The 21,876-nt window shown below is 65.8% G+C and carries 20 protein-coding genes; 16 read left to right on the top strand and 4 right to left on the bottom strand.

Annotation, left to right across the window (positions count from 1 at the left end; translation table 11 throughout):
• Positions 1 to 61 precede the first annotated feature (61 nt).
• The gene (locus RT460_RS04270; RefSeq protein ID WP_313317360.1) at positions 62 to 787 is read right to left on the bottom strand and encodes a ComF family protein; all 726 of its coding nucleotides are present in this window, start codon (positions 785 to 787) and stop codon (positions 62 to 64) included.
• A 49-nt stretch (positions 788 to 836) separates the two neighbouring features.
• Here RT460_RS04270 and bioB point away from each other — a divergent pair, with 49 nt between their 5' ends.
• From bioB to bioC, 5 genes are all read left to right on the top strand, one after another.
• Positions 837 to 1,865: a biotin synthase BioB gene (gene bioB / locus RT460_RS04265; RefSeq protein ID WP_313317359.1), complete on the top strand. Its 1,029-nt coding sequence runs from the start codon at positions 837 to 839 to the stop codon at positions 1,863 to 1,865.
• Between the two features lie 81 nt (positions 1,866 to 1,946).
• Entirely contained in the window at positions 1,947 to 3,155 is a 1,209-nt protein-coding gene (gene bioF, locus RT460_RS04260) for an 8-amino-7-oxononanoate synthase (RefSeq protein WP_313317357.1), read from the top strand.
• A 17-nt stretch (positions 3,156 to 3,172) separates the two neighbouring features.
• Positions 3,173 to 3,940: a pimeloyl-ACP methyl ester esterase BioH gene (gene bioH / locus RT460_RS04255; protein WP_313317356.1), complete on the top strand. Its 768-nt coding sequence runs from the start codon at positions 3,173 to 3,175 to the stop codon at positions 3,938 to 3,940.
• A 69-nt stretch (positions 3,941 to 4,009) separates the two neighbouring features.
• On the top strand, positions 4,010 to 4,792 hold the full coding sequence (locus RT460_RS04250; protein ID WP_313317355.1) for an SDR family oxidoreductase: 783 nt from the start codon (positions 4,010 to 4,012) through the stop codon (positions 4,790 to 4,792).
• A 20-nt stretch (positions 4,793 to 4,812) separates the two neighbouring features.
• Positions 4,813 to 5,700 carry a malonyl-ACP O-methyltransferase BioC gene (gene bioC, locus RT460_RS04245; RefSeq protein ID WP_313317354.1) on the top strand — a complete coding sequence of 296 codons (888 nt, stop codon included), beginning with the start codon at positions 4,813 to 4,815 and terminating at the stop codon, positions 5,698 to 5,700.
• 928 nt (positions 5,701 to 6,628) lie between these two features.
• On the opposite strand, the gene RT460_RS04240 is transcribed toward bioC, so the two are convergent.
• The 3 genes from RT460_RS04240 to RT460_RS04230 are packed head-to-tail and all read right to left on the bottom strand — an operon-like array spanning position 6,629 to position 8,640.
• Positions 6,629 to 7,057: a ketosteroid isomerase-related protein gene (locus tag RT460_RS04240; RefSeq protein ID WP_313317353.1), complete on the bottom strand. Its 429-nt coding sequence runs from the start codon at positions 7,055 to 7,057 to the stop codon at positions 6,629 to 6,631.
• 15 nt (positions 7,058 to 7,072) lie between these two features.
• Positions 7,073 to 7,681: a YdcF family protein gene (locus RT460_RS04235; protein ID WP_313317352.1), complete on the bottom strand. Its 609-nt coding sequence runs from the start codon at positions 7,679 to 7,681 to the stop codon at positions 7,073 to 7,075.
• Positions 7,678 to 8,640 carry a pyridoxal-phosphate dependent enzyme gene (locus RT460_RS04230; RefSeq protein WP_313317351.1) on the bottom strand — a complete coding sequence of 321 codons (963 nt, stop codon included), beginning with the start codon at positions 8,638 to 8,640 and terminating at the stop codon, positions 7,678 to 7,680. The genes RT460_RS04235 and RT460_RS04230 overlap by 4 nt, the downstream gene beginning before the upstream one ends.
• A 139-nt stretch (positions 8,641 to 8,779) precedes the next feature.
• Between RT460_RS04230 and RT460_RS04225 the strand changes: the two genes are divergently transcribed.
• The 11 genes from RT460_RS04225 (at position 8,780) to RT460_RS04175 (ending at position 21,559) form a co-directional block, all read left to right on the top strand.
• Positions 8,780 to 9,457, top strand: coding sequence for a hypothetical protein (locus tag RT460_RS04225; RefSeq protein WP_313317350.1), 678 nt, complete (start codon positions 8,780 to 8,782; stop codon positions 9,455 to 9,457).
• Between the two features lie 500 nt (positions 9,458 to 9,957).
• On the top strand, positions 9,958 to 11,847 hold the full coding sequence (mnmG, locus tag RT460_RS04220; RefSeq protein WP_313317349.1) for a tRNA uridine-5-carboxymethylaminomethyl(34) synthesis enzyme MnmG: 1,890 nt from the start codon (positions 9,958 to 9,960) through the stop codon (positions 11,845 to 11,847).
• 300 nt (positions 11,848 to 12,147) lie between these two features.
• Complete coding sequence (locus RT460_RS04215) at positions 12,148 to 12,966, top strand: nucleotidyltransferase domain-containing protein (RefSeq protein WP_313317348.1); 819 nt, start codon at positions 12,148 to 12,150, stop codon at positions 12,964 to 12,966.
• 64 nt (positions 12,967 to 13,030) lie between these two features.
• Positions 13,031 to 13,570, top strand: a complete 540-nt coding sequence (locus tag RT460_RS04210; protein ID WP_313317347.1) for a gamma carbonic anhydrase family protein — start codon at positions 13,031 to 13,033, stop codon at positions 13,568 to 13,570.
• A gap of 83 nt (positions 13,571 to 13,653) precedes the next feature.
• A complete protein-coding gene (locus RT460_RS04205; protein WP_313317346.1) occupies positions 13,654 to 14,553 on the top strand; it encodes a DUF2167 domain-containing protein in 900 nt (299 codons plus the stop codon).
• A gap of 140 nt (positions 14,554 to 14,693) precedes the next feature.
• Positions 14,694 to 15,389 (top strand): RDD family protein, encoded by a 696-nt coding sequence (locus RT460_RS04200; protein WP_313317345.1) that lies wholly within the window; start codon positions 14,694 to 14,696, stop codon positions 15,387 to 15,389.
• Positions 15,386 to 16,378 carry a stage II sporulation protein M gene (locus RT460_RS04195; RefSeq protein ID WP_313317344.1) on the top strand — a complete coding sequence of 331 codons (993 nt, stop codon included), beginning with the start codon at positions 15,386 to 15,388 and terminating at the stop codon, positions 16,376 to 16,378. Before RT460_RS04200 ends, RT460_RS04195 begins: the two co-directional genes overlap by 4 nt.
• The gene (locus tag RT460_RS04190) at positions 16,368 to 17,939 is read left to right on the top strand and encodes a DUF4129 domain-containing protein (protein ID WP_313317343.1); all 1,572 of its coding nucleotides are present in this window, start codon (positions 16,368 to 16,370) and stop codon (positions 17,937 to 17,939) included. The genes RT460_RS04195 and RT460_RS04190 overlap by 11 nt, the downstream gene beginning before the upstream one ends.
• The gene (locus RT460_RS04185) at positions 17,936 to 19,090 is read left to right on the top strand and encodes a DUF4350 domain-containing protein (RefSeq protein WP_313317342.1); all 1,155 of its coding nucleotides are present in this window, start codon (positions 17,936 to 17,938) and stop codon (positions 19,088 to 19,090) included. The genes RT460_RS04190 and RT460_RS04185 overlap by 4 nt, the downstream gene beginning before the upstream one ends.
• Positions 19,091 to 19,179: 89 nt before the next feature.
• Positions 19,180 to 20,124, top strand: a complete 945-nt coding sequence (locus tag RT460_RS04180; RefSeq protein WP_313317399.1) for a MoxR family ATPase — start codon at positions 19,180 to 19,182, stop codon at positions 20,122 to 20,124.
• 136 nt (positions 20,125 to 20,260) lie between these two features.
• On the top strand, positions 20,261 to 21,559 hold the full coding sequence (locus RT460_RS04175; RefSeq protein ID WP_313317341.1) for a DUF58 domain-containing protein: 1,299 nt from the start codon (positions 20,261 to 20,263) through the stop codon (positions 21,557 to 21,559).
• Positions 21,560 to 21,876 lie beyond the last annotated feature (317 nt).

Genomic DNA, 21,876 nt, shown 5'->3' with positions numbered 1-21,876 from the left:
GCAGTCTAGGCCGTGCCACGTCGTGAACACATGACCATGATCAATGCGCGGGCCGCGGTGATCAGGGCACGCGAGCCACCACCCACGCATCCACCCGCGTCGCCCCCGCACGGTGCAGGGCCCGCGCAGCCGCCTGCACGGTGGCGCCGGTGGTCATCACGTCGTCCACCAACGCAACATGCGCAGGCACGGAGCCGGCCACCGTGAAGGCCGAGCGCAGGTTGCGGCGACGCGCGGCCTGGTCCAGTTCGGACTGCGGGGCCGTGGCATGGCGACGCTGCAGGAGGGTGCACACCGGCAACTGCAGCGCGCGCCCCAAAGGCTTTGCCAGTTCAAGCGACTGGTCATAGCCCCGTTGGCGTAGCCGGCCCAGATGCAAGGACACCGGCACCAGCGCCTGTGGACGCTCCGCCCCGGCAAGCGCCTGCGCCATCAACATCGCCAACAGCCGGCCCGCCGACAGGTCACGATGGAACTTGAAACGCAGCACGAGGGCATTGAGCGGCGCCTGATAAAGAAAGGCAGCCCGCACCTGTTGCAAGGGGGAGCGGCCACGCTGGCAGGCACCGCAGATGCCGGCTGTCTCGCTGGCGGGCAACGGCAGCGCGCAACGCCGGCAGGCCACACCCAGCCAGGGCAGGTTGCGGTTGCACGGCTGGCACAGATCCAATCCCCCGCCACCGGGCTCGCCACACAACAGGCAGCGTGGCGGGAACAGGGCAAGCGACAGGCGCCTGCCGATGCCGTAAACCAAATCACGTCCAATGTAGTTGACAGTCTTATCCATGCTGACCAGACTGCGCCGCTTCCGTAGTCCGCACCGTCAGGTAATACCAATGACCCCCGTCATCCGCCACGACTGGAAACGTGAAGAGCTGCTCGCCCTGTTCGCGCTGCCCTTCCCCGAGCTGCTGCATCTGGCAGCCAGTGTGCATCGCCAGCACTTCGACCCGGCCCAGGTGCAGGTGTCGACCCTGCTGTCGGTCAAGACCGGCGGTTGCCCGGAAGACTGCGCCTATTGCCCGCAGGCGCAGCGTTACGACACCGGCGTGGATGCGCAGAAGCTGATGGACACCGACAGCGTGGTGGCGCGCGCGCGCGCCGCCAAGCAGGCCGGCGCCTCGCGCTTCTGTATGGGCGCGGCCTGGCGCTCGCCCAAGGACCGCGACATCCCCAAGGTCGCGGCCATGATCCGCGAGGTGAAGTCGCTGGGCCTGGAGACCTGCGCCACCCTCGGCATGCTGGAAGACCACCAGGCACAGGCGCTGAAAGCCGCCGGCCTGGACTACTACAACCACAACCTGGACACGGCGCCGGACTACTACGACTCCATCATCCATACCCGCCAGTACCAGGACCGGCTGGATACCCTGGAGAACGTGCGCAATGCGGGGCTGAAGACCTGCTGTGGCGGCATCGTTGGCATGGGCGAGACCCGCGACCACCGCGCAGGCCTGCTGCAGGCGCTGGCCAACCTGCCGGCGCACCCGGACTCGGTGCCCATCAACCGCCTGGTGCAGGTGGCGGGCACGCCGCTGCATGGCAGTGCCGAGCTCGATCCGTTTGAATTCGTGCGGATGATCGCGGTGGCCCGCATCGTCATGCCGCATTCGATGGTCCGCCTGTCGGCCGGCCGCGAAAGCATGAGCGACGAGCTGCAGGCCCTGTGCTTCCTGGCTGGCGCCAACTCCATCTTCTATGGGGAAAAGCTGCTGACCACCGGCAACCCGGACACCGAACGCGACCAGGCCCTGTTCACCCGGCTGGGCATCGTCCCGATGCCGGTGGCGGTGGATGCCGAGGGCCACGACCATCCCGGTACCGTGCACCTGGACATCGCCCCGGCCTGCGCCCGCAGCGCCTGATGCCCGTACAGCCAACGGCTGCCGGGAATTCTCACAGGCAACCGGGTACGCTAGCCGGCCGTCTGACCATGAACCACTGCCATGGCCCGTCCTGACATCCACGAACGCATCCAAGACCTGCGCAAGCTCCGGCTTGCACAGGGCCGCATCCGCACCCGGCGCACCGTGAACCGCCGCGATGGCGTGCGGTTGGAGATCGACGGACGCTGGCTGACCGGGTTCTGCAGCAACGACTACCTGGGGCTGTCGCAACAGTTCGAGGTGATGTCTGCGTTGCAGGACGCCGCCAGCCGCGAAGGCGTGGGCAGCACGGGCTCGCATCTGGTCTGCGGCCACCACAGCCTGCACCAGCAGTTGGAGCGGGAGATGGCCGATTGGCTGGGCTACCCGCGCGCCCTGTTGTTCGACAGTGGCTTCATGGCCAACCTGGCGGTGCAGCAGGCGCTGTTGAATGAAGAAAGCGACGTCTGCGTGCAGGATCGGCTCAACCACGCCAGCCTGCTCGATGCCACCCGTCTGGCCGGCTGCCGCCTGCGCCGCTACCCGCACCTGGACAGCGAAGGCGCCATGCGCCAGCTCAAGAACAGCAACGACGGCGCGGCGATGCTGATCACCGATGGCGTTTTCAGCATGGACGGCGACATCGCCCCGCTGCGCTCGCTGGCATTGGTGGCGCGTTTGCAGGAAGCGCTGTTCTACGTGGATGACGCACATGGCATCGGCGTGGTCGGCGAGCACGGCCGCGGTTGCGTTGCCGATGCCGGCCTGGGCGTGAACGAAGTCCCGCTGCAGTTGGCGACGCTGGGCAAGGCGCTCGGTGGCCACGGCGCGGTGGCGGTGGGCGAGGAGGCCTTGATCCAGCACCTGGCAGAAACCGCCCGCCCCTATATCTACACCACCGCCCTGCCGCCGGCACAGGCGGCCGCGTCATTGGCCGCCGTACGCCTGGCACGCCGCGACCACTGGCGCCGCGACAAGCTGACCGAACTGATCGCTGTCTTCCGCGAGGGTGCACGCCGCCATGGACTGGAGCTGATGGCATCGGACACCCCGATCCAGCCCTTGTTGTGCGGCGACGAGAGCACGGTCATGGCGCTGTCGGCGGCATTGGAGCAATCCGGCTTCCTGGTCAGCGCCATCCGCCCACCCACCGTGCCCGAGGGCAAGGCGCGCCTGCGCGTGACCTTGTCGGCGCTGCATACGGTGGAACAAGTAAAGGCACTGGTGGAGGCAATCGGGCAGGCGCGCGACCTGGTGCTGTACCAGAAGTCCCTCAACACCGTTGCCTGAGACCCGGTTGTAACGCCATGCATATCCACGTCACCGGCAATGGACCGGCATTGGTCCTGATCCACGGCTGGGCACTGCATGGCGGCATCTTCGCGCCGCTGGTCGAGCGGCTATCGCCCCATTTCGAACTGCATGTCGTCGACCTGCCCGGCCACGGCCACAGCCACGACGACCCCACCCCGCTGCGCCTGCCCTACCTGGTCAATGCCATCGCCAGCGCCACCCCCGCCGCAGTGTGGTGCGGCTGGTCACTGGGCGGACTGGTCGCACTGCATGGCGCCGCCACCCTGCCGCAGGTGCGCGGCCTGGCGATGCTGGCCGCCACGCCGCGCTTCGTCCGCGACGCCGACTGGCCGGATGCGGTGGAGCCGGCGGTATTCGAACAGTTCGGCCACGATCTGGAGCAGGATTACCGCGGCACCCTGGAACGCTTCCTGGCCCTCGACGTGATGGGTTCGCAGCACGCGCGCAGTGAACTGCGCACCTTGCGCGACAGTCTGGTCGAACGGGGCGAGCCTGCCGCACGTGCCCTGCACGAAGGCTTGGCCCTGCTTGAACGCAGCGATCTGCGCGCGGCCTTGTCTGCCTTGCACAAGCCCGGGCTCTGGATCGGTGGCCAGCGCGACCGGCTGGTGCCAGCGCGTGCCATGCACACTGCGGCGGCATTGGCACCGGCAGGCCTGCACGCGGCCCACACCATCGATGGTGGCGGCCACGCCCCGTTCCTCGGTCACGCCGATCAGGTTGCCGAGCTGCTGCAACACTTCGTTGCGGGCTGCGCATGAGCCTTTTCAGGCAACACCGCGACGCATCACCGATCATGTGCGCCTACCCGCCACACGAGGCTTGAGCTGATGGATCTTGGAATCACCGGGCGCTGGGCCCTGGTCTGCGCTGCCAGCAAAGGCCTGGGCCTGGGCTGCGCGCGGGCATTGGCTGCCGAAGGCGTGAATGTGGTGATCGTCGCACGCGGGGCCGAAGCCCTGCAGGCAGCGGCAACCGAGCTGCGCGCCCTGCCAGGCGCCGGCCAGGTCATCAGCGTAGCTGCCGACATCACCACCGCCGCGGGCCGCGAGGCCGCGCTGGCCGCCTGCCCGCAGGTCGACATCCTGATCAACAATGCCGGCGGTCCACCACCGGGAGACTTCCGCGACTGGGAGCGTGAGCATTGGCTGGCCGCAGTTGAAGCCAACATGCTGACCCCGATCGAGCTGATCCGCGCCACCGTCGACGCGATGTCCGAACGGGGCTATGGCCGCGTGGTCAACATCACCTCCAGTTCGGTGAAGGCACCGATCGATATTCTTGGCTTGTCCAACGGTGCGCGCTCGGGCCTGACCGGTTTTGTCGCCGGCGTGGCACGCACCCATCTGGCACGCAATGTCACCATCAACAATCTGCTGCCCGGTGCTTTCGACACCGACCGCCTGCGCGGCACGCTGCAGGCCAGTGCTACCAAACTGCAGCAGCCGCTGGACGAAGTGGCTGCACGCCGTCGCGCTGCCATTCCTGCCGGCCGTTTCGGCAGCGCAGAGGAATTTGGCGCGGCCTGCGCATTCCTGTGCAGCGTGCACGCTGGCTACATTACCGGGCAGAACCTGCTGATCGATGGCGGCGCCTACCCGGGCACTTTCTGACTTTCCACGACGTATCTGCCATGTCCTCCCTGTTTGATCGCAACCATGTCCGCCGCGCCTTCGCGCGTGCCGCCTCCAGCTACCATGCTGCCGCTGTACTGCAGCAGGAAGTGGCCAAACGCCTGCTCGAATCGCTGGATTACCTGGAAGACAGGCAACCGGCGGTGGTGCTGGACGTCGGCAGCGGCCCGGGGCATTCCACCGCAGCGATGAAGAAGCGCTGGCCGAAAGCGCAGGTGATCGCGCTGGACCTGGCCCAGCCCATGCTGGTGGAGGCGAAGAAGCAGGCAGGCTGGTGGCGGCCATTCTCGCGCGTGTGCGCCGATGCCCGCGCCCTGCCGCTGGCCGACAACAGCGTGGACGTGATCTTCAGCAACCTGTGCCTGCAATGGGTGGAGGACCTGCCGGCGGTGTTTGCAGGTTTCCGCCGCGTGCTCAAGCCAGGCGGCCTGCTGGTGTGCTCCACCTTCGGCCACGACACCTTGGTGGAGTTGCGCATTGCCTTCGCCCAGGCCGATGACACGGCCCACGTCAGCCGCTTTGTGCAGATCGCGCAGTTCGGTGATGCATTGCTGGCTGCGGGTTTCCGCGACCCGGTGCTGGACCGCGACATGTTCACTCTGACCTACGATGACCTGCCCGCGTTGATGCGTGAACTCAAGGCCATTGGTGCCACCAATGCCATGACCGAACGTCGCCACACCCTGACCGGCCGTGGCCGTTTCGCCGCCGCTTCGGCCGCCTACGAGCCCTTGCGTCGTGCTGATGGCAAGTTGCCGAGCAGTTGGGAGGTGATCTACGCCCACGCATGGGCACCGGCACCCGGGGCACCTATCCGCGAACATGGGCACGATGTGGCCAGTGTGCCGCTGTCGGCGATTCCTATCCGTCGCAAGCCGCGTGATTGAGATGCGGATGTGGCTGGGTCGTTGCTGACGGCCAAAGCGCCCCTCTCCCCAACCCTCTCCCGCAAGGGGAGAGGGAGCATGAAGCCAGAGCGTGAGTACACACCAGGCGTGGCCGACGAAGAGCAGTCGGCTTTGGCTGTTGCCTCTCTCCTCTCCCCTTGCGGGAGAGGATGCCGCAGGCAGGAGAGGGGAGCGTGGCGTAGCCGCGTGCTTTCAACGGCACATCAAGCAAACATCAAAAGCGCCCCTCTCCCCAGCCCTCTCCCGCAAGGGGAGAGGGAGCATGAAGCCAGAGCGTGAGTGCGCGTGGCATGGCCGACGAAGCCCAACCGGCTTTGGCTTGTGGCTGTGGCCCTTCTCCTCTCCCCTTGCGGGAGAGGATGCCGCAGGCAGGAGAGGGGAGCGTGGCGTAGCCGCGTGCTTTCAACGGCACATCAAGCAAACATCAAAAGCGCCCCTCTCCCCAGCCCTCTCCCGCAAGGGGAGAGGGAGCATGAAGCCAGTGCGTGAGTACACACCAGACGTGACCGACGAAGCGCAACCGGCTTTTGGCTGTTGCTGTGCTCCTCTCCCCTTGCGGGAGAGGATGCCGCAGGCAGGAGAGGGGAGCGCGGCGCAGCCGCGTGCCTTCAACCGCACCTCAAGCAAACATCAAAAGCACCCCTCTCCCCAACCCTCTCCCGCAAGGGGAGAGGGAGCATGAAGCCAGAGCGTGAGTACACACCAGGCGTGGCCGACGAAGCGCAGCCGGCTTTGGCTGTTGGCTGTTGGCTCCTGCCTCTCTCCTCTCCCTTTGCGGGAGAGGATGCCGCAGGCAGGAGAGGGGAGCGCGGCGCAGCCGCGTGCCTTCAACCGCACCTCAACCAAACATCAAAAGCACCCTCTCCCCAGCCCTCTCCCGCAAGGGGAGAGGGGGCATGAAGCATGCTCAGCCACCCACCTGCGCGATCCAATCCTGCAGGTTGTAGTAGTTGCTTACACGCGTGATCAACCCATCACGCACATCGAAGAACGCGCCACCCGGCAATGCATAGCGTTGGCCTTGCGCCGGGGGCAGCCCTTCATCGGTGAGGTGATATTCACCGTGCACCACATACTCGGCCGCAGCACGGTTGCCGCTGTCGTCGGCCATCACCACGATGTCGCGCAACTGCTCGCTGTAGCTGGCTTCCATGCGCTGCAGGAACGCAGCAAAAGCCTCACGGCCTTTCTCACGCACACCCTGGTTCAGGTCGTGCACCACGTTCTCGTCCAGGCAGGCCAACATGCCGGCCCAATCGCCCCGGTTGAAAGCCTCGTAATAGGCATGAACCAGCACCATCGCCCGCTGCCGCGGATTGACTTCATTCGTGTCCATGCAGCCCTCGCTCATTCACGCGCCCTTGGCAAACAGGTCGCGATGGAAAAAATAGACTTCCTGCGCCAGAAACCGCCAACTCGTGTGAAAGCTGCGGAAGCGCGTGCTCGGCGTGGACGATGCCAACGCATCGATACCCAATTCCCGCGACAGGCGCAGCGCACGCGCCATGTGCAGCGGGTCACTGACCACGATGACCTTGTGCAGATCGTTCTGCGCCATCAGCACTTTGGCTTCCACCAGATTTTGCCGGGTAGTGCGTGACTTGGTTTCAATCAGGATGGCATCGGCCGGGATCTCCTGCTTCAACGCGTAACGACGCGCCACCTGCGATTCGGAAAACCGCGCACGCGACCCACCAAACCCACCGGTGAAAATCAGCTTGCTGGCATAGCCCTGGCGGTACAGGTCCAAGCCATGGCGGATACGCTCTTCAAACACCGGCGACGGCTTGGCGTCATAGGCCGCCGCGCCCAGCACGATGATCGCATCGGCCGGCGCCGCCTGATCGCGATCACCAACCCAGATGATCCACGCCGCCACACCCAGCAACCACAACAACAGCAGTACACACAGCCGCCACAGCCACCCCAGCAAGCCTACACGTCCCCGCCCTGCCGTCATGCCAGGCTCCAGGGCAGCGCGTCCAGGTCGACATTGCCACCGGACAGCACCACGCCGACGTTGCGTCCGGCAAAACGCTGCGGTTGGGCAAGGATCGCCGCCAGCGTGATCGCCGAAGAAGGCTCCACCGTCTGCTTCATTACCTGCCAGATCAATCGCATTGCCTTGACCGTGTCAGCATCGTCCACGGTGATCACCTGCGCACGCGGCTGCAGCAGGGCGAAGTTGGGCGCCCCCAAGGCACCGCGCAGCCCGTCGCAGATCGTGTCCGGCACGAAATCAACAAGCCGCTCGCCAGCCGCCAGGGAACGTGCGGTATCGGCGGCACCGGCCGGTTCGGCCAGGATCAGTTCGCACTCCGGCAGCAGCGCCTGCATTGCCAACAAGCTGCCGCTGGCCAGCCCACCGCCACCTACCGGTACCACCAGTGCATCCAGGGTGGCGCCGGCCTGCCGGATAAGCTCCAGCACGGCAGTGCCCTGCCCGGCGATAACGCGCGCATCGGCGTAGGGATGAACCAGCTCGGCGCCGGTCTGCTGCTGTATCCGGTTGCATTCGGCTTCACGCGCTGCCTGGGCCGGTGCGCAGCGCCATAGTTGCGCGCCGTGACGGGCAATGTTGGCGAGTTTGGTTGCCACCGCGCCTTCCGGCACCACCACATGGCAGGGAATCCCCCGCGAACGTGCAGCCAGCGCCAGCGCCGCGCCATGGTTTCCGGACGAGTGCGTCACCACCCCATTGCGCGCCTGCGCCTCCTCCAGCGACCAAACCGCATTGCAGGCCCCACGGAACTTGAATGCGCCGCTGCGCTGGAGATGCTCGGCCTTGAAGTGCAGGCTGGCACCGGCAAGGGCATCCAGTTCCCGCGAACGCAGCACCGGCGTTACCGAGGCATGGGGGGCGATGCGCGCTGCGGCGGTCAATACCTCGGCAAAACCGGGCAAGATGGGTTCATTCATGGTGAAAGGTTAGCGTAGGGCGCTGCCCCGGGACCATCTCATTGCGCACATGCCTGCAGTTCAGCTAAGCCGTACCAATTAAGGGGGGATTCAACGCCATGGCCCGAAGCTGGACGCCATTCCCAATGGGGGGACCATCATGATCAAGCGTCTGATTATCGCAACCGGCCTGCTGTTGGGCCTGTCAGGTTGTGCCACCTATGACTATGTCGATGGTGGGGCCGGTGGCTACTACCACGGCTCGCCGTCGGTGCAGTACAGCTACCCGTATGGTTACCCGGGCGGCTACGACAGTGGCTACTACGGCAGTTACTACGGCGGCTATGGTGGTTACGGCAGCTACGGCTACCCAGGCTATCGACCCGTCTATCGTCCGCGCCCGCCGCAACATGGCCATGGCCCGCGTCCGGGCAACGGTAATGGTCACGGCCCTCGCCCCGGCGATGGCAATGGTCACGGCCCGCGTCCCGGTGACGGCAACGGTCACGGCCCACGTCCTGGTGACGGCAACGGTCACGGCCCACGTCCTGGTGACGGCAATGGCCATGGCCCACGCCCCGGTAACGGCAATGGTCCGCGTCCGCCGGTAAACGGTGGTGGCAGCAAGTCGCCGTGGCGGAACATGGACCAGCTCCAGCGTCCGCAGCAGCGTCCCCCGCAGGCCATGCAGCAGCCGCGTGCGGTGCCGCAGCGTCAGGCCATGCCATCGCGTCCGGCGATGCAGCCCCGCCCGGCCCCCCAGGCACGGCCTGCGCCCCCCTCCCGACCGGCGTCACAAAGTCGGAGCGAGCGCGGAGTCAGGAATGTGGAGAAATAAAAAGGTTGCATTTGCCGATAATGCAGGCAATGCTTGGACCCACGGGTGACAGGTTACGTCGCTAAGTGACCCAAACCGGTCAACGCCCGACAGCTCAATGTCGATGTCCGCCAGGAAATCTGGATCCCCCCTGTTCCGGCCCTGTCGGACATCGGCGCCTAAAAAGGACAAAGCCCCGGCCAAGGCCGGGGCTTTGTTTTTATTGCTTCCGCGCCGTGACGCGGCCTTGCTTTGCTGGGATCAGGGCCGGTAGTCCCCCGACTACCGGCCCCCATGCTCCCCCTGCGTGCGCTTCGGTCGGCCCCTGTTCCAATTCCGACCTTGTTGCGCCTATGTCGCATGCCACGCTGGGTGCAAGGTATTAACTGCAGGTTGCGTGCCAACTTTAGGGTTGTCCGCTAACAAATTTGCATTGGCAGTAAAATCAGCGAACCGGCTGCCGTAACGCGGGGAAGACCCCGGCGACAGACTTCACACTTTTCCTTACCGATCTCACGCCCATGAGCGACTCCTTCTACCGTTACGACGTCATCGTTATCGGCGGCGGCCACGCCGGTACCGAAGCGGCCCTGGCCGCAGCGCGCGGTGGCGCCCGCACCCTGCTGCTGACCCACAACGTCGAAACCGTTGGCGCGATGAGCTGCAACCCCGCCATCGGCGGCATCGGCAAGGGCCACCTAGTCAAGGAGATCGACGCCCTGGGCGGGGCGATGGCGCATGCCGCCGACCGCGCCGGCATCCAGTGGCGCACGCTCAACGCCTCCAAGGGCCCGGCCGTGCGCGCCACCCGCTGCCAAGCCGATCGCAACCTGTACCGCATGGCGATCCGCGGCATTGTCGAGGCCCAGCCCAACCTGACCGTATTCCAGGCGGCGGTGGACGACCTGGTGATCGAGGGCGACGCCGTGCGTGGCGCCATCACCCAGACCGGCCTGAGCTTCCACGCCAATGCTGTTGTGCTGACCGCCGGCACCTTCCTGGCCGGCAAGATCCACATCGGCGAGACCCAATACACCGCCGGCCGCATGGGCGACCCGCCGGCGACCACCCTGGCCGCGCGCCTGCGCGAGCGCCCGTTCGTGATCGACCGGCTCAAGACCGGCACCCCGCCGCGCATCGACGGCCGCTCGCTGGATTACAGCGTGATGGACGAGCAGCCCGGCGATGATCCGCTGCCGGTGATGTCCTACCTGGGCGACGTCAGCGAGCATCCACAGCAGGTGAGCTGCTGGATCACCCACACCAGCGAGCGCACCCACGACATCATCCGTGGCGCCCTGCACCGCTCGCCGCTGTACAGCGGCCAGATCGAAGGCATCGGCCCGCGTTACTGCCCGTCCATCGAAGACAAGGTGGTGCGCTTCGCCGAGAAGAACAGCCACCAGATCTTTGTCGAGCCGGAAGGCCTGGACGTCGTGGAGATCTACCCCAACGGCATCTCAACGTCGCTGCCGTTCGACGTGCAGTTGGAACTGGTGCGCAGCATCCGTGGTTTCGAGCAGGCGCATATCACCCGCCCCGGCTACGCCATCGAGTACGACTTCTTCGATCCGCGCGGTTTGAAGAACACACTGGAGACCCGACAGGTCAACGGCCTGTTCTTCGCCGGGCAGATCAACGGCACCACCGGTTACGAAGAAGCCGGCGCGCAAGGCCTGCTGGCCGGCATCAACGCCGCGCTGTTCGTGCAGGGCAAGGAGGGTTGGTGCCCGCGTCGCGACGAGGCGTATATCGGCGTACTGGTCGACGACCTGATCACGCACGGCACCAGCGAGCCCTACCGCATGTTCACCAGCCGCGCCGAATACCGGCTGCAGCTGCGCGAAGACAATGCCGACACCCGCCTGACCCCGACCGGCCGTGAGCTGGGCCTGGTCGACGACCGCCGCTGGGCCGCGTTCGAAACCAAGCAGGCCGCCGTGGCCAGCGAAAGTGCGCGCCTGCGCGGCATCTGGGCAACGCCGGGCAATGCGCTCGGCCGCGAAGTGGCCGACACCACCGGCGTGGCGGTCAGCCGCGAAACCAATGTGCTGGACCTGATCAAGCGCCCGGAGCTGGACTACGCAAAGCTGATGCAGGTGCCCTCACTCGGCCCCGGCGTGGAAGATGCGCGCGTGGCCGAGCAGGTGGAAATCAGCGTCAAGTACGCAGGCTACCTGGACCGCCAGCGTGAAGAGATCGAACGCCAGCTGCGCCATGAAAACACCGCGATTGTTGAAGGTTTCGACTTTGCATCGGTACGTGGTTTGTCGGCCGAAGCCTTGCAGAAGCTGGAACGCGTGCGGCCACAGACCATCGGCCAGGCACAGCGCATTCCGGGTATGACGCCGGCAGCGATTTCGCTGCTGCTGGTGCATCTGGAGCGGGCGCGGCGCGGCAAGGTGGCTTGAGTTTTCCGGCGCGTTGCTGAAGCTAAAAAGCTACCCCTCCCCACCCCCCCCTTTGCTGCAGAAAAGGGAGGGCGCTGTTCATGCGCTCTGTCAGTTCGCTGCAATACCGCTCCTGCTCCCTCCCTTGCACATTGCACATTGCACATTGCGCAGAGGGCGAAAAGGGCCGCTTGCATGCCCCTGACGTGCGGCCTGATGAACGACCGAAGGCGGTGCCTGAGGACCGGACGCGCCGGGTTCAGGTGCGTTTCCCACCAACGCTGCCTAGACTGCCGCCTCCACTTACAAGAGCTGCAGGATATGGACATCCATCCGATCGACCCGGAAAAGCGCCAAGCCGTGCTCGCCGCGCTTGAACAGATCGAGCGACAGCACGATGTCCGCGTATTGATGGCCTGCGAGTCGGGCAGTCGCGGCTGGGGATTTTCCTCGCCGGACAGCGATTACGATGCACGCTTCATCTACGTACACCGCCAGCCCTGGTACCTCAGCGTCAACGAGCGCACCGGCCCCGGCGAGGCGCAGCGCGATGTGATCGAGCTGCCCATCGATGACGAGCTTGATATCAGTGGCTGGGACCTGCGCAAGGCATTGCGGCTGGTGTCCAAGTCCAATCCCACTCTTTCCGAATGGCTGCGCTCGCCCATCCACTATCGCGGCGACCCCCAGGCCATAGCCGAACTACAGTCGGCAGTGCAGCAGTTCCACTCACCGCTGGGCAGCTGGTGGCACTACTTCAACATGGCCACTGCCAACCATCGCGGCTATCTCAAGGGTGAGCGTGTCCGCACCAAGAAGTACCTGTACGTGCTTCGCCCGTTGCTCGCCTGCCAATGGATAGAAGATGATCCTTCGCCGCCGCCGATGGCCTTCGAGGATCTGCTTGATCGCCTGCTCCCCAACGGCAGCGTGCGCAATGCCATAGATCAGCTGCTGGAAACAAAGCGACGCAGCGCGGAAGTGGCGGATGGCCCGCGTATCGCCGCAATCAGTGATTACATCGACGCCGAGTTGGCACGCCGCACCCACAGCACACCGACGTTGACTGCGGGTCATGGTGATGCCGCGGCATTGGACGCACTTTTCAGGTCGATGCTGGAAGCACACGCACCCGGCTGAGTTCGCGATGCCGCAACGCGGCTATGATGCGAAGTGACGAAAACCACTGCACACAGGCCACACCATGCCCGCACTCCGCCCCTTCCTGGACAAAACCCCCACGCTCGGTGAGCGCGTCTACATTGATGAAGCCTGCACCGTGATTGGCGACGTGCAGATCGGTGACGATGCTTCCATCTGGCCGGGCACGGTGATCCGCGGGGACGTGAACTACGTTCGCATCGGCGCGCGTACCAATGTGCAGGACGGCACCATCATCCATGTCAGCCACGACAGCGCCTACAACAAGGGAGGCTTTCCCACGCTGATCGGCGAAGGCGTGACGGTTGGCCATGGCTGCATCATCCATGCCTGCACCATCGGCGATTACTGCCTGATCGGGATGGGCGCCTGCATCCTCGACGGTGCGGTGATCGAGCCCAACGCCTTCATCGCTGCCGGCGCGGTCATCGGCCCGGGCAAGCGGGTCAAGAGTGGCCAGCTGTGGGCCGGCAACCCGGCGCGCCTGATGCGGGAACTGACCGACAAGGACATCGAAGGCCTGCGCTACTCGGCCGACCACTACGTCCGGGTCAAGGACCAGTACCGCTCCATGCACGGCTGACACCCTGGAGCATTGCCCGTCGCCACGGGCTCGCGCACACTGCGGGCCTGGGCGTGGGGACGCCTTTCACGGGGATAGACATGATGTCGCTCAAATCCATTGCGCTGGGCCTGTTGGCCGGCGTGGCAGTGCTGGTTGCACCTTCCGTACGCGCCGATGATGAACAAGCCGGCATGACCGCCGAGCAGTTCATCCAGTCTCTGGACTTCCGCCACGGCACCATTACCGTCGGCCAGGCCAAGGCCCACTTCAATCTGGATGACCAGTTCCTGTACCTGGACCAGGCCGATGCGCGCCGGGTGCTGGAGGACATGTGGGGCAACCCGCCCGACGAAAGCGTGCTTGGCCTGATCGTGCCGCGCAGCCCGGCACTGACCGATGACGATAGTTGGGCGGTAGTGGTCACTTACTCCGATGATGGTTATGTGTCGGACGAAGATGCCAGCAAGATCGACTACAGCGAGCTGCTGCAGACCATGCAGGAAGAAATCCGCGACGGCAATCCGGAACGCGTGAAGGCTGGCTACGGCTCGCTCGACCTGGTGGGCTGGGCGGTGCCGCCACGTTACGACGCGGGCAGCAAGAAGATGTACTGGGCGCGCGAACTGGCCTTCAACGACCAGGACCACCACACCCTCAACTACGACATCCGTGTACTGGGCCGCGGTGGTTACCTGAGCTTGAACGCCGTCGCCGGCATGAACAGCCTGGACACCGTGCGTGCCGGCATGGAACGCCTGCTGCCGATGACCGAGTTCGATGCCGGCGCCCGTTATGCCGACCACAACCCAAGCACCGACAAGATTGCCGCCTATGGCGTGGCATCGTTGATCGGCGGCGGCCTGGCGGCCAAGGCCGGGCTGTTTGCCAAGCTTGGGCTGGTGTTGGCCAAGTTCTGGAAGCTGCTGCTGGTGGGCCTGGTGCTGCTGGGCGGCGGCCTGAAGAAGGTGTTTGGCGGCAAGGACAAGCCCACCGTGCGTTGAACACGCTGGGTTTTCACCTGCCCGCCCGCTAAAGTCAGCACTCTGACTCAGGATGTGACAGAGAAACGAATGCCCCAGGCATCCGCCCGGACGGGAATCCGGGCCCTTCATCATCGCCGCGTCTCCCCGGGAAGCCTGCAATGACGGCAGCGCGGCCGATGCTGGACACTTACCGCGAGGTCATCACGCCCGAAGGCGTGCCATTGCAGTTGCCGGCCGCCGGGCCGGTGCCGCGTGCGCTGGCCTGGCTGATCGATCTGGTGATCCGTTTCAGCGTGCTCACGGTGATGAGCCCCTTGTTGATCCCGCTGGGTGGGCTGGGCCAGGGTTTGTACCTGGGCCTGATGTTCCTGCTGTTCTGGGCCTATCCGATCGTGTTTGAAGTCTGGTGGGGGCGCACCTTGGGCAAACGCGCCCTGGGCCTGCGCGTGGTGTCCGGCGACGGCTCGCCACTGGGCTGGATGCCGGCCATCGTGCGCAACCTGCTGCGGACCGTGGACATGCTGCCCTTCGGCTACGCCGTGGGCCTGGTGAGCTGCCTGTGCGATGCGCATGGGCGCCGCCTGGGCGACCTGGTTGCCGGCTCACTGGTGGTGCACGACGCGCCGCGCATGGCGCAGTCGCCGGCGCGCATTGATACCGTGCTGGCACCGCCGCAGCCCTTGAGGCCGGAAGAACAACGCGCCCTGGTTGCCTTCGCCGAGCGTGCACCGGCACTGTCGGCAGCCCGTCAGCGCGAGCTGGCCGACATCGTCAGCGGCCTCACCCAGGATCGCGGCCAGGCCGGCGTACTGCGCCTGTATGCGATGGCCAACTGGCTGTTGGGGCGCCGATGAAACAGGAACAGTTCGTCACCCGCTACCAGCATGAGTGGCTGCAGTTCGAAAACTGGCTGCAGCAGCGCGGCGAGCACGCACGCAAGTCAGCGCCGGCGCTGTCCAGTGATCTGCCTGGTGATGAAACCATCCCGCAGCGCTACCGGCGCCTGTGCCAGCAGTTCGCATTGGCGCAGCAGCGCGGCTACAGCCCGCAGTTGGTGGAACACCTGCAGCAGCTGATGCAGCGTGGCCACAACCTGATGTACCGCACGCCCCGGCCGCGCTGGCAACGTGCGGTGGAGTTCCTGTTCGCCGACTTCCCCTTGGCCGTGCGCAGCCAGGCCGCAGCCATGTGGGTGTCATGCGCGTTGTTCGCCGTGCCGCTGATCGGCATCTTCGTGCTGTTGCAGGTCAAGCCGGAGATGGTCCACCTGCTGCTGGATCAAGCCCAGATCACACAGATGGAAAAGATGTACGCACCTGCAGCCGATGACCTGGGCCGCAGCAGCGGCACCGATTGGGCGATGTTCGGCCACTACATCATGAACAACATCAGCATTGGCCTGCGCACCTTCGCCAGCGGCCTGCTGGCAGGCATCGGCACCATCCTTGTGCTGGTGTTCAACGGCATCACCATCGGTGCGGTGGCCGGGCATCTCCAGCATGCCGGGTTCGGGCCGCAATTCTGGCGTTTCGTGGTGGGCCATGCGCCGTTCGAGTTGACCGCCATTGTGATTGCCGGCGGCGCCGGCCTGCAGCTGGGCCTGCGCCTGCTGGCCCCCGGCCAGCAGCGGCGTATCGATGCCCTGGTTGAAGGTGGGCGCATCGGTGCCCGTCTGTGCCTGGGCGTGGCCTTCATGCTGCTGGTAGCCGCCTTCATCGAGGCCTTCTGGTCATCCATCGCCGTGGTGCCGATGTGGGGCAAGCTGACGGTTTCCATCGTGCTGTGGCTGCTGGTATTGGGCTGGCTGTGGCGTGGCGGACGTGGGAGCAGCCATGCGCATTGACCAGCTCGACGTGGTGCTGCGCGCGCGCTCGCAGTGGGAAGCGATGGAACTTGGCACCGCCTTGGTGCGGCGCCATGCAGGGGCGATCTGGAAGCCGTGGTTGTTGACCACGTTGCCGCTGTTCGTGCTGCTGAACCTGGGCGGCTGGTGGTTGGACAACTTCCTGTTGTCGGCGTTGGCCTTGTGGTGGCTGCGCCCCCTCTACGACCGCATTCCGCTGTATGTGATTTCGCGCGGTGCGTTCGGCGCCGAGCCCAGCACCGGCGACACCCTGCGCGCACAGCTGCACTGGGGTTGGCGCGGCCTGTTGCCCTATCTGCTGTGGCGTCGCCTGAGCCCGGCACGCTCGCTGCTGATGCCGGTGGACCTGCTGGAAGGCGGCGACGCCACCTTGCGGCGCGCGCGACGCGGCGCCCTGGGGAGCGCCAGCTATGGCCATGCCACGCTGTTGACCTGGGTCTGCTTCATGTTCGAGCGGACGCTGCAGCTGGCCTGCATCGCGTTGATCTTCATGTTCGTGCCACTGGACAGCCTGTCCGAGTCGATGCGTGTGGCCTGGTCGCTGATCGGCGAGGACACCCCAGCCTGGGTATGGGTGGGCTTCAACCTGCTGCTGCTGGCCACGATGACGGTGATCGGCCCGTTCTACAGCGGCGCCGGCTTTGGCCTGTATCTCAACCGCCGCACCCAGCTGGAAGCCTGGGACGTGGAGATCGCCTTCCGTCGCATGCGCGAGCGGCTGGCCAAATTGGCGCCGACCCTGGTCCTGGTACTGGCCTTGCTGGTACCCCTGGCGCAGATGCCTGCGCAGGCGCAGCAGCCGCCTGAGCAGGAACAGTCCGCGCCCGCTAAAACAGTGGACGACAGCGACAAGGCCAACGCCAACAGTCCGGCGAGCGTGTTTGGTCCCAGTGATGCCGATACCGCCGGGTTCCGGCAGGCGGTGGCCCGCGCCTATGAAGACCCCCAATTGGGCGGCAAGCGCACCGTCACCGAATGGAAGCAGAAGAAGAAGGACGAGACGACCGAGCCACCAGACACATCCCTCCTGTCCAAGTTGCCCTGGGATGCCGTCGGCAAGGTATTGGCCTTCCTGGGCGAAAGCATCCTGTGGATCCTGTTGGGCGTCGCTCTTGTCGCGCTGGCGGTGACGGCCCGCTGGTGGCTGCCGTGGCTGCGCGGCACCGGCAAGCGCAGCCGCGAGACCGAAACCCCCATCGTCCAGGACAGCCTGCAACTGCCTGAGGTGTTGCCGCCCGACATCCTCGGCAGCGCGCGCCGGCTGTGGCGCGAAGGCAAGCCACGCCATGCATTGGCCCTGCTCTACCGCGCGTCGGTGGAAGTCCTTGTCCAGCGTGCTGACGTGGTGCTGCCGCCGGGCGCCACCGAAGCACAATGCCTGCGCGCGTCGCGGCGCATGCCTCGTACCGAGGACCAACAGCTGTTCGCCCAGGTGGTGCGCACGTGGCAATACGCCGCCTATGCCGGGCGCCTGCCCAGTGACAGCGAGTTCGACGCGTTAGCCGCACAGCTGCATCAGCACTTCGGGTGGCCGGCATGAGCCCCCGCGTACGCAACGGGCTATTTGCCGCTGCAGCCTTGCTGCTGGTTGCCATCGTCGTGGTGTGGTTCCTGCGCAACTTCGAGCGGGTCAACACCCAGGTGCCTACTCCAGCCTACGGCGAGCCGACCTACAACGACCTGTTCGCGTTGCGCGAAGCCCTGCGCCGCGATGGCCAGAAAGCGGAGACCGCGCGCAAGCTCGACCTGAGCACGGTCGCCCTGCAGCCTGGCGATACCGTGGTGATGCTGGACGATGCCCGCACGCTCACCGAGCCACAGGTCGATGCCCTACTCGAATGGATCGAGTTTGGTGGCCAGCTGCTGCTGAAGATGCCGGCGCCGGACGAAGACCTGGACGCCAACGACAACAATCTGCTGGCACGCCTTGGCGTGGTGCCCAGCGAGGTGCCTTCGCGATGCCAGCCCTGGAATGTGCCCGGCCAGGAAGGCCACCAGGAGTTCTGCGCAGGGGATCGCTTCACCCTCGTCGGCACCACCCGCATCGAGCGCAGCTGGGGCGATGACAGCGACGACACACTGGCCTGGGCGCGCCTGCGCTACGGCTTGGGCCGGGTCGACGTGCTGGCCGACATGGACTTCCTGCGCAATGGCGACGGCGATGGCGGCATCGATACCGGCCTGCGTGACGTGCCGCACCGCGACCTGACCCGCCTGCTGCTGGCGCCAAACTATGGCAAGGGCACCAGCTACCTGATCTATGCGATGGAAACGCCGTCGCTATGGAAGCTGCTGTTCAAGCGAGGCTGGCCGATCTGGTTGCCACTGCTGCTGGCCTTGCTGGCGTGGCTGTGGGCACGCAGCCAGCGCTTCGGTGCCCGCCTGCCCTCGCCGAAGGCCGAGCGCCGTTCGTTGCTGGAACACGTGCGCGCCAGCGGCGAGCATCTATATCGCTTCGGCAAATCACCGCTGCTCTACGATGCGGTGCGCCAATCCTTCCTCAAGCGCCTGCGGCAACGCGCGCCGGTGGCTGCCGCGCTCAGCGGCGAGCTGCAGGCCCGTGCCATTGCCGAACACCTACAGTGGCCCGTTACACGGGTCCAGACCGCGTTGCAGATCCCCGGCTCCCACGACGATACCGCCCTGCGCGAGCGCATCCGCCTGCTCATCCAGATGAGAAACCAGCTATGACCGACCAGCCCACCCCGCCCGTCCTGCCCGGTGCCGCACCGGCCCCCGCCACGTCGCCCGCTGCGGCGCCCAGCGCAGCCGCCCGCGCGTTGATCGAGCGCGTCGAGCGCGTGCGTGAAGCAGTGGGCCAGGCCTTCATCGGCCAGACCGATGTGCTCGACCAGATCCTCATCGCATTGCTGGCTGGTGGCCACGTACTGATCGAAGGCGTCCCCGGGCTGGGCAAGACCCTGCTGGTGCGCGCCCTGGCACAGGCACTTGAGCTGGACTATGCGCGTGTGCAGTTCACCCCGGACCTGATGCCCAGCGACGTCAGCGGCCATGCGGTATACGACCCCAAGACCGAGAGTTTCAAGATCCGCCGCGGCCCGGTGTTTACCAACCTGCTGCTGGCCGACGAAATCAACCGCGCCCCGGCCAAGACCCAGTCGGCACTGCTGGAAGTGATGCAGGAAGGCCAGGTCACGATCGAAGGCAAAGGTTTCGCGCTGACCCCGCCATTCCTGACATTGGCTACGCAGAATCCGGTGGAACAGGAAGGCACCTATCCCTTGCCCGAAGCGCAGCTGGACCGCTTCCTGCTGAAGGTGTTGATCGACTACCCGCAGCTGGAAGACGAAAAGGCGATGGTGCAGTCCATCACCACTGGCCGCACTGCGAGTGATTTCAACCTGTCACAGGTGCCGCGTGTACTCAACGGCGCCGAGGTGGTGGAGCTGCAACAGGCGGTCGCTGCGATCACGGTGGACCCGCAGGTGATCGACTATGCCGTGCGCATCGTCGCTGCGACCCGCAAGTGGCCGGGTATCGCTCTGGGTGCCGGCCCGCGTGGCAGCATCGCCTTGGTCCGTGCGGCGCGTGCCCAGGCAGTATTGGCCGGCCGCGATTTCGTCACGCCCGACGATGTGCGTGAAATCGCCAAGCCTGCGTTGCGCCATCGCATTGCACTGGCGCCGGAACTGCAGATCGAAGGGCAATCGGCCGACGATGCCCTGACCGCTCTGCTGGCCAAGGTGGAGGCACCGCGCAAGTGAGCCGCGTGGTCCGCTCCCAGGTGCATGTCGATTACGCGCTGGCACGCGCTGTGCCAGCCGCCGCCTGCCGGCCGTGCGCCGCACCAACGGTTCGGGCCGCGCCCATCACCGCCACCGACAAGCACGGGACGCAACGATGAGGCCATCGCCCTATCTGGTCGGGCTGTTGGTGCTGTGGGGCCTGCTGGGCATCCCGGTGGCGCTGCATTACCTGCCACACCTGCCGTGGACCGTGACCGGGCTGGTCATTGCTGCGCTTGCGCTGCTGGACATGCTGCTGCTGTGGCGCCGCCCCAGCCCGTTGGTACGCCGTGAGCTGCCCGATGCGTTGGCCTTGGGCGTGGAACGCGAAACCTGGCTGCAGCTGGATGCCTTCAAGCCGCAACGGGTTGAGGTTTTCGATCTGCTGCCCGATGGCTGGAAGGCCCAGGGCCTGCCCCGCCGCCTGAAACTGGGCAAGGCCAGCGAAAGCCGCTTCAGCTATAGCTTCACCCCGGATAATCGCGGCACGTTCGTGTTCGAGGGCGTACACCTGCGCCTGCAGTCACCGCTATGGCTGTGGCGCCAGCGACGCCTGGCAGGCACACCGCAAACCGTGCGCGTGTATCCCAACTTCGTACCGTTGACCCGGCTGGCACTGCTCAGCGCCGAGATGGCATCGCGGCTGGTCGGCGCCCACCTGAAGCGGCGCCGCGGTGAAGGCACCGATTTCCACCAGATGCGCGAATACCGCGTGGGTGACAGCCTGCGCCAGATCGACTGGAAGGCCACATCGCGCGGGCGCAAGTTGATCTCCCGCGAATACCAGGACGAGAAGAACCAGCAACTGGTGATGATGATCGACACCGGCCGCCGCATGATGGCGGCCGAAGGCGGACTGTCGCACTTCGACCACGTGCTCAATGCCGCGCTGGTGGTGTCCTATCTGGCGCTGCGCCAGGGTGACGGCGTGGGCCTGCACGCCAGCGGTGGCGACCACCGCTGGGTGGCACCCAAGCGCAGCCTGTCCGCCATCGACACCTTGCTGCGGGCCAGCTACGACCTGCAAGCAAGACCTGTAGCCACCGACTACCTTGCAGCCGCCACCGATCTGTCACTGCGGCAATCACGGCGCAGCCTGGTGATGCTGATCACCAACGTCCGCGACGAAGACATCGAAGACCTGCTGGCCGCGGTGCGCCTGCTGCAGAAGCGCCACCTGGTCTGCGTGGCCAGCCTGCGCGAACGCGAACTGGACGACGTGGCCACACGCGATATCGAGACCTTGCCCGATGCATTGCAAGCCGGCGCCATCGCCCGCTACCTGCAACAACGCAGCGACGCCCACGACGCCCTGCGCAGCCATCGCGTAATGGTGCTGGACGTAACCGCCGAGGAACTGCCGGCAGCCCTGGTCGAGCGCTACCTCGCGGTAAAGCGCGACGGCCTGCTGTAAGCCGAATCACCAGCAACCGCCGCAAACCGGTAGTGCCGAGCCATGCTCGGCAGAGGCTTCACCGGTAATGCCAACCTGTAGTGCCGAGCCACGCTCGGCAGAGGCTTCACCGGCAATGCCCGAAAAGCTGCCCTCACCCCAACCCCTCTCCCGCACGCGGGAGAGGGGCTCAAACAGCCGTGCCATGACATGCTCGGCAGAGGCTTCACCGGTAATGCCAACCTGTAGTGCCGAGCCATGCTCGGCAGGGCTTCACCGGCATTGCCCGAAAAGCTGCCCTCACCCCAACCCCTCTCCCGCACGCGGGAGAGGGGCTC

The organism is Stenotrophomonas sp. (assembly GCF_032061965.1).
Taxonomy (GTDB): Bacteria; Pseudomonadota; Gammaproteobacteria; order Xanthomonadales; family Xanthomonadaceae; genus Stenotrophomonas.
Note: the sequence above shows the minus strand (reverse complement) of the source record. Positions and strands in the feature narration are given on the sequence as shown.

Excerpts from the sequence above, each read along its gene's own strand:
- RT460_RS04270 (WP_313317360.1), bottom strand. The coding sequence starts at position 787 with ATGGATAAGACTGTCAACTACATTGGACGTGATTTGGTTTACGGCATC.
- bioB (WP_313317359.1), top strand. The coding sequence starts at position 837 with ATGACCCCCGTCATCCGCCACGACTGGAAACGTGAAGAGCTGCTCGCC.
- bioF (WP_313317357.1), top strand. The coding sequence starts at position 1,947 with ATGGCCCGTCCTGACATCCACGAACGCATCCAAGACCTGCGCAAGCTC.
- bioH (WP_313317356.1), top strand. The coding sequence starts at position 3,173 with ATGCATATCCACGTCACCGGCAATGGACCGGCATTGGTCCTGATCCAC.
- RT460_RS04250 (WP_313317355.1), top strand. The coding sequence starts at position 4,010 with ATGGATCTTGGAATCACCGGGCGCTGGGCCCTGGTCTGCGCTGCCAGC.
- bioC (WP_313317354.1), top strand. The coding sequence starts at position 4,813 with ATGTCCTCCCTGTTTGATCGCAACCATGTCCGCCGCGCCTTCGCGCGT.
- RT460_RS04240 (WP_313317353.1), bottom strand. The coding sequence starts at position 7,057 with ATGGACACGAATGAAGTCAATCCGCGGCAGCGGGCGATGGTGCTGGTT.
- RT460_RS04235 (WP_313317352.1), bottom strand. The coding sequence starts at position 7,681 with ATGACGGCAGGGCGGGGACGTGTAGGCTTGCTGGGGTGGCTGTGGCGG.
- RT460_RS04230 (WP_313317351.1), bottom strand. The coding sequence starts at position 8,640 with ATGAATGAACCCATCTTGCCCGGTTTTGCCGAGGTATTGACCGCCGCA.
- RT460_RS04225 (WP_313317350.1), top strand. The coding sequence starts at position 8,780 with ATGATCAAGCGTCTGATTATCGCAACCGGCCTGCTGTTGGGCCTGTCA.
- mnmG (WP_313317349.1), top strand. The coding sequence starts at position 9,958 with ATGAGCGACTCCTTCTACCGTTACGACGTCATCGTTATCGGCGGCGGC.
- RT460_RS04215 (WP_313317348.1), top strand. The coding sequence starts at position 12,148 with ATGGACATCCATCCGATCGACCCGGAAAAGCGCCAAGCCGTGCTCGCC.
- RT460_RS04210 (WP_313317347.1), top strand. The coding sequence starts at position 13,031 with ATGCCCGCACTCCGCCCCTTCCTGGACAAAACCCCCACGCTCGGTGAG.
- RT460_RS04205 (WP_313317346.1), top strand. The coding sequence starts at position 13,654 with ATGTCGCTCAAATCCATTGCGCTGGGCCTGTTGGCCGGCGTGGCAGTG.
- RT460_RS04200 (WP_313317345.1), top strand. The coding sequence starts at position 14,694 with ATGACGGCAGCGCGGCCGATGCTGGACACTTACCGCGAGGTCATCACG.
- RT460_RS04195 (WP_313317344.1), top strand. The coding sequence starts at position 15,386 with ATGAAACAGGAACAGTTCGTCACCCGCTACCAGCATGAGTGGCTGCAG.
- RT460_RS04190 (WP_313317343.1), top strand. The coding sequence starts at position 16,368 with ATGCGCATTGACCAGCTCGACGTGGTGCTGCGCGCGCGCTCGCAGTGG.
- RT460_RS04185 (WP_313317342.1), top strand. The coding sequence starts at position 17,936 with ATGAGCCCCCGCGTACGCAACGGGCTATTTGCCGCTGCAGCCTTGCTG.
- RT460_RS04175 (WP_313317341.1), top strand. The coding sequence starts at position 20,261 with ATGAGGCCATCGCCCTATCTGGTCGGGCTGTTGGTGCTGTGGGGCCTG.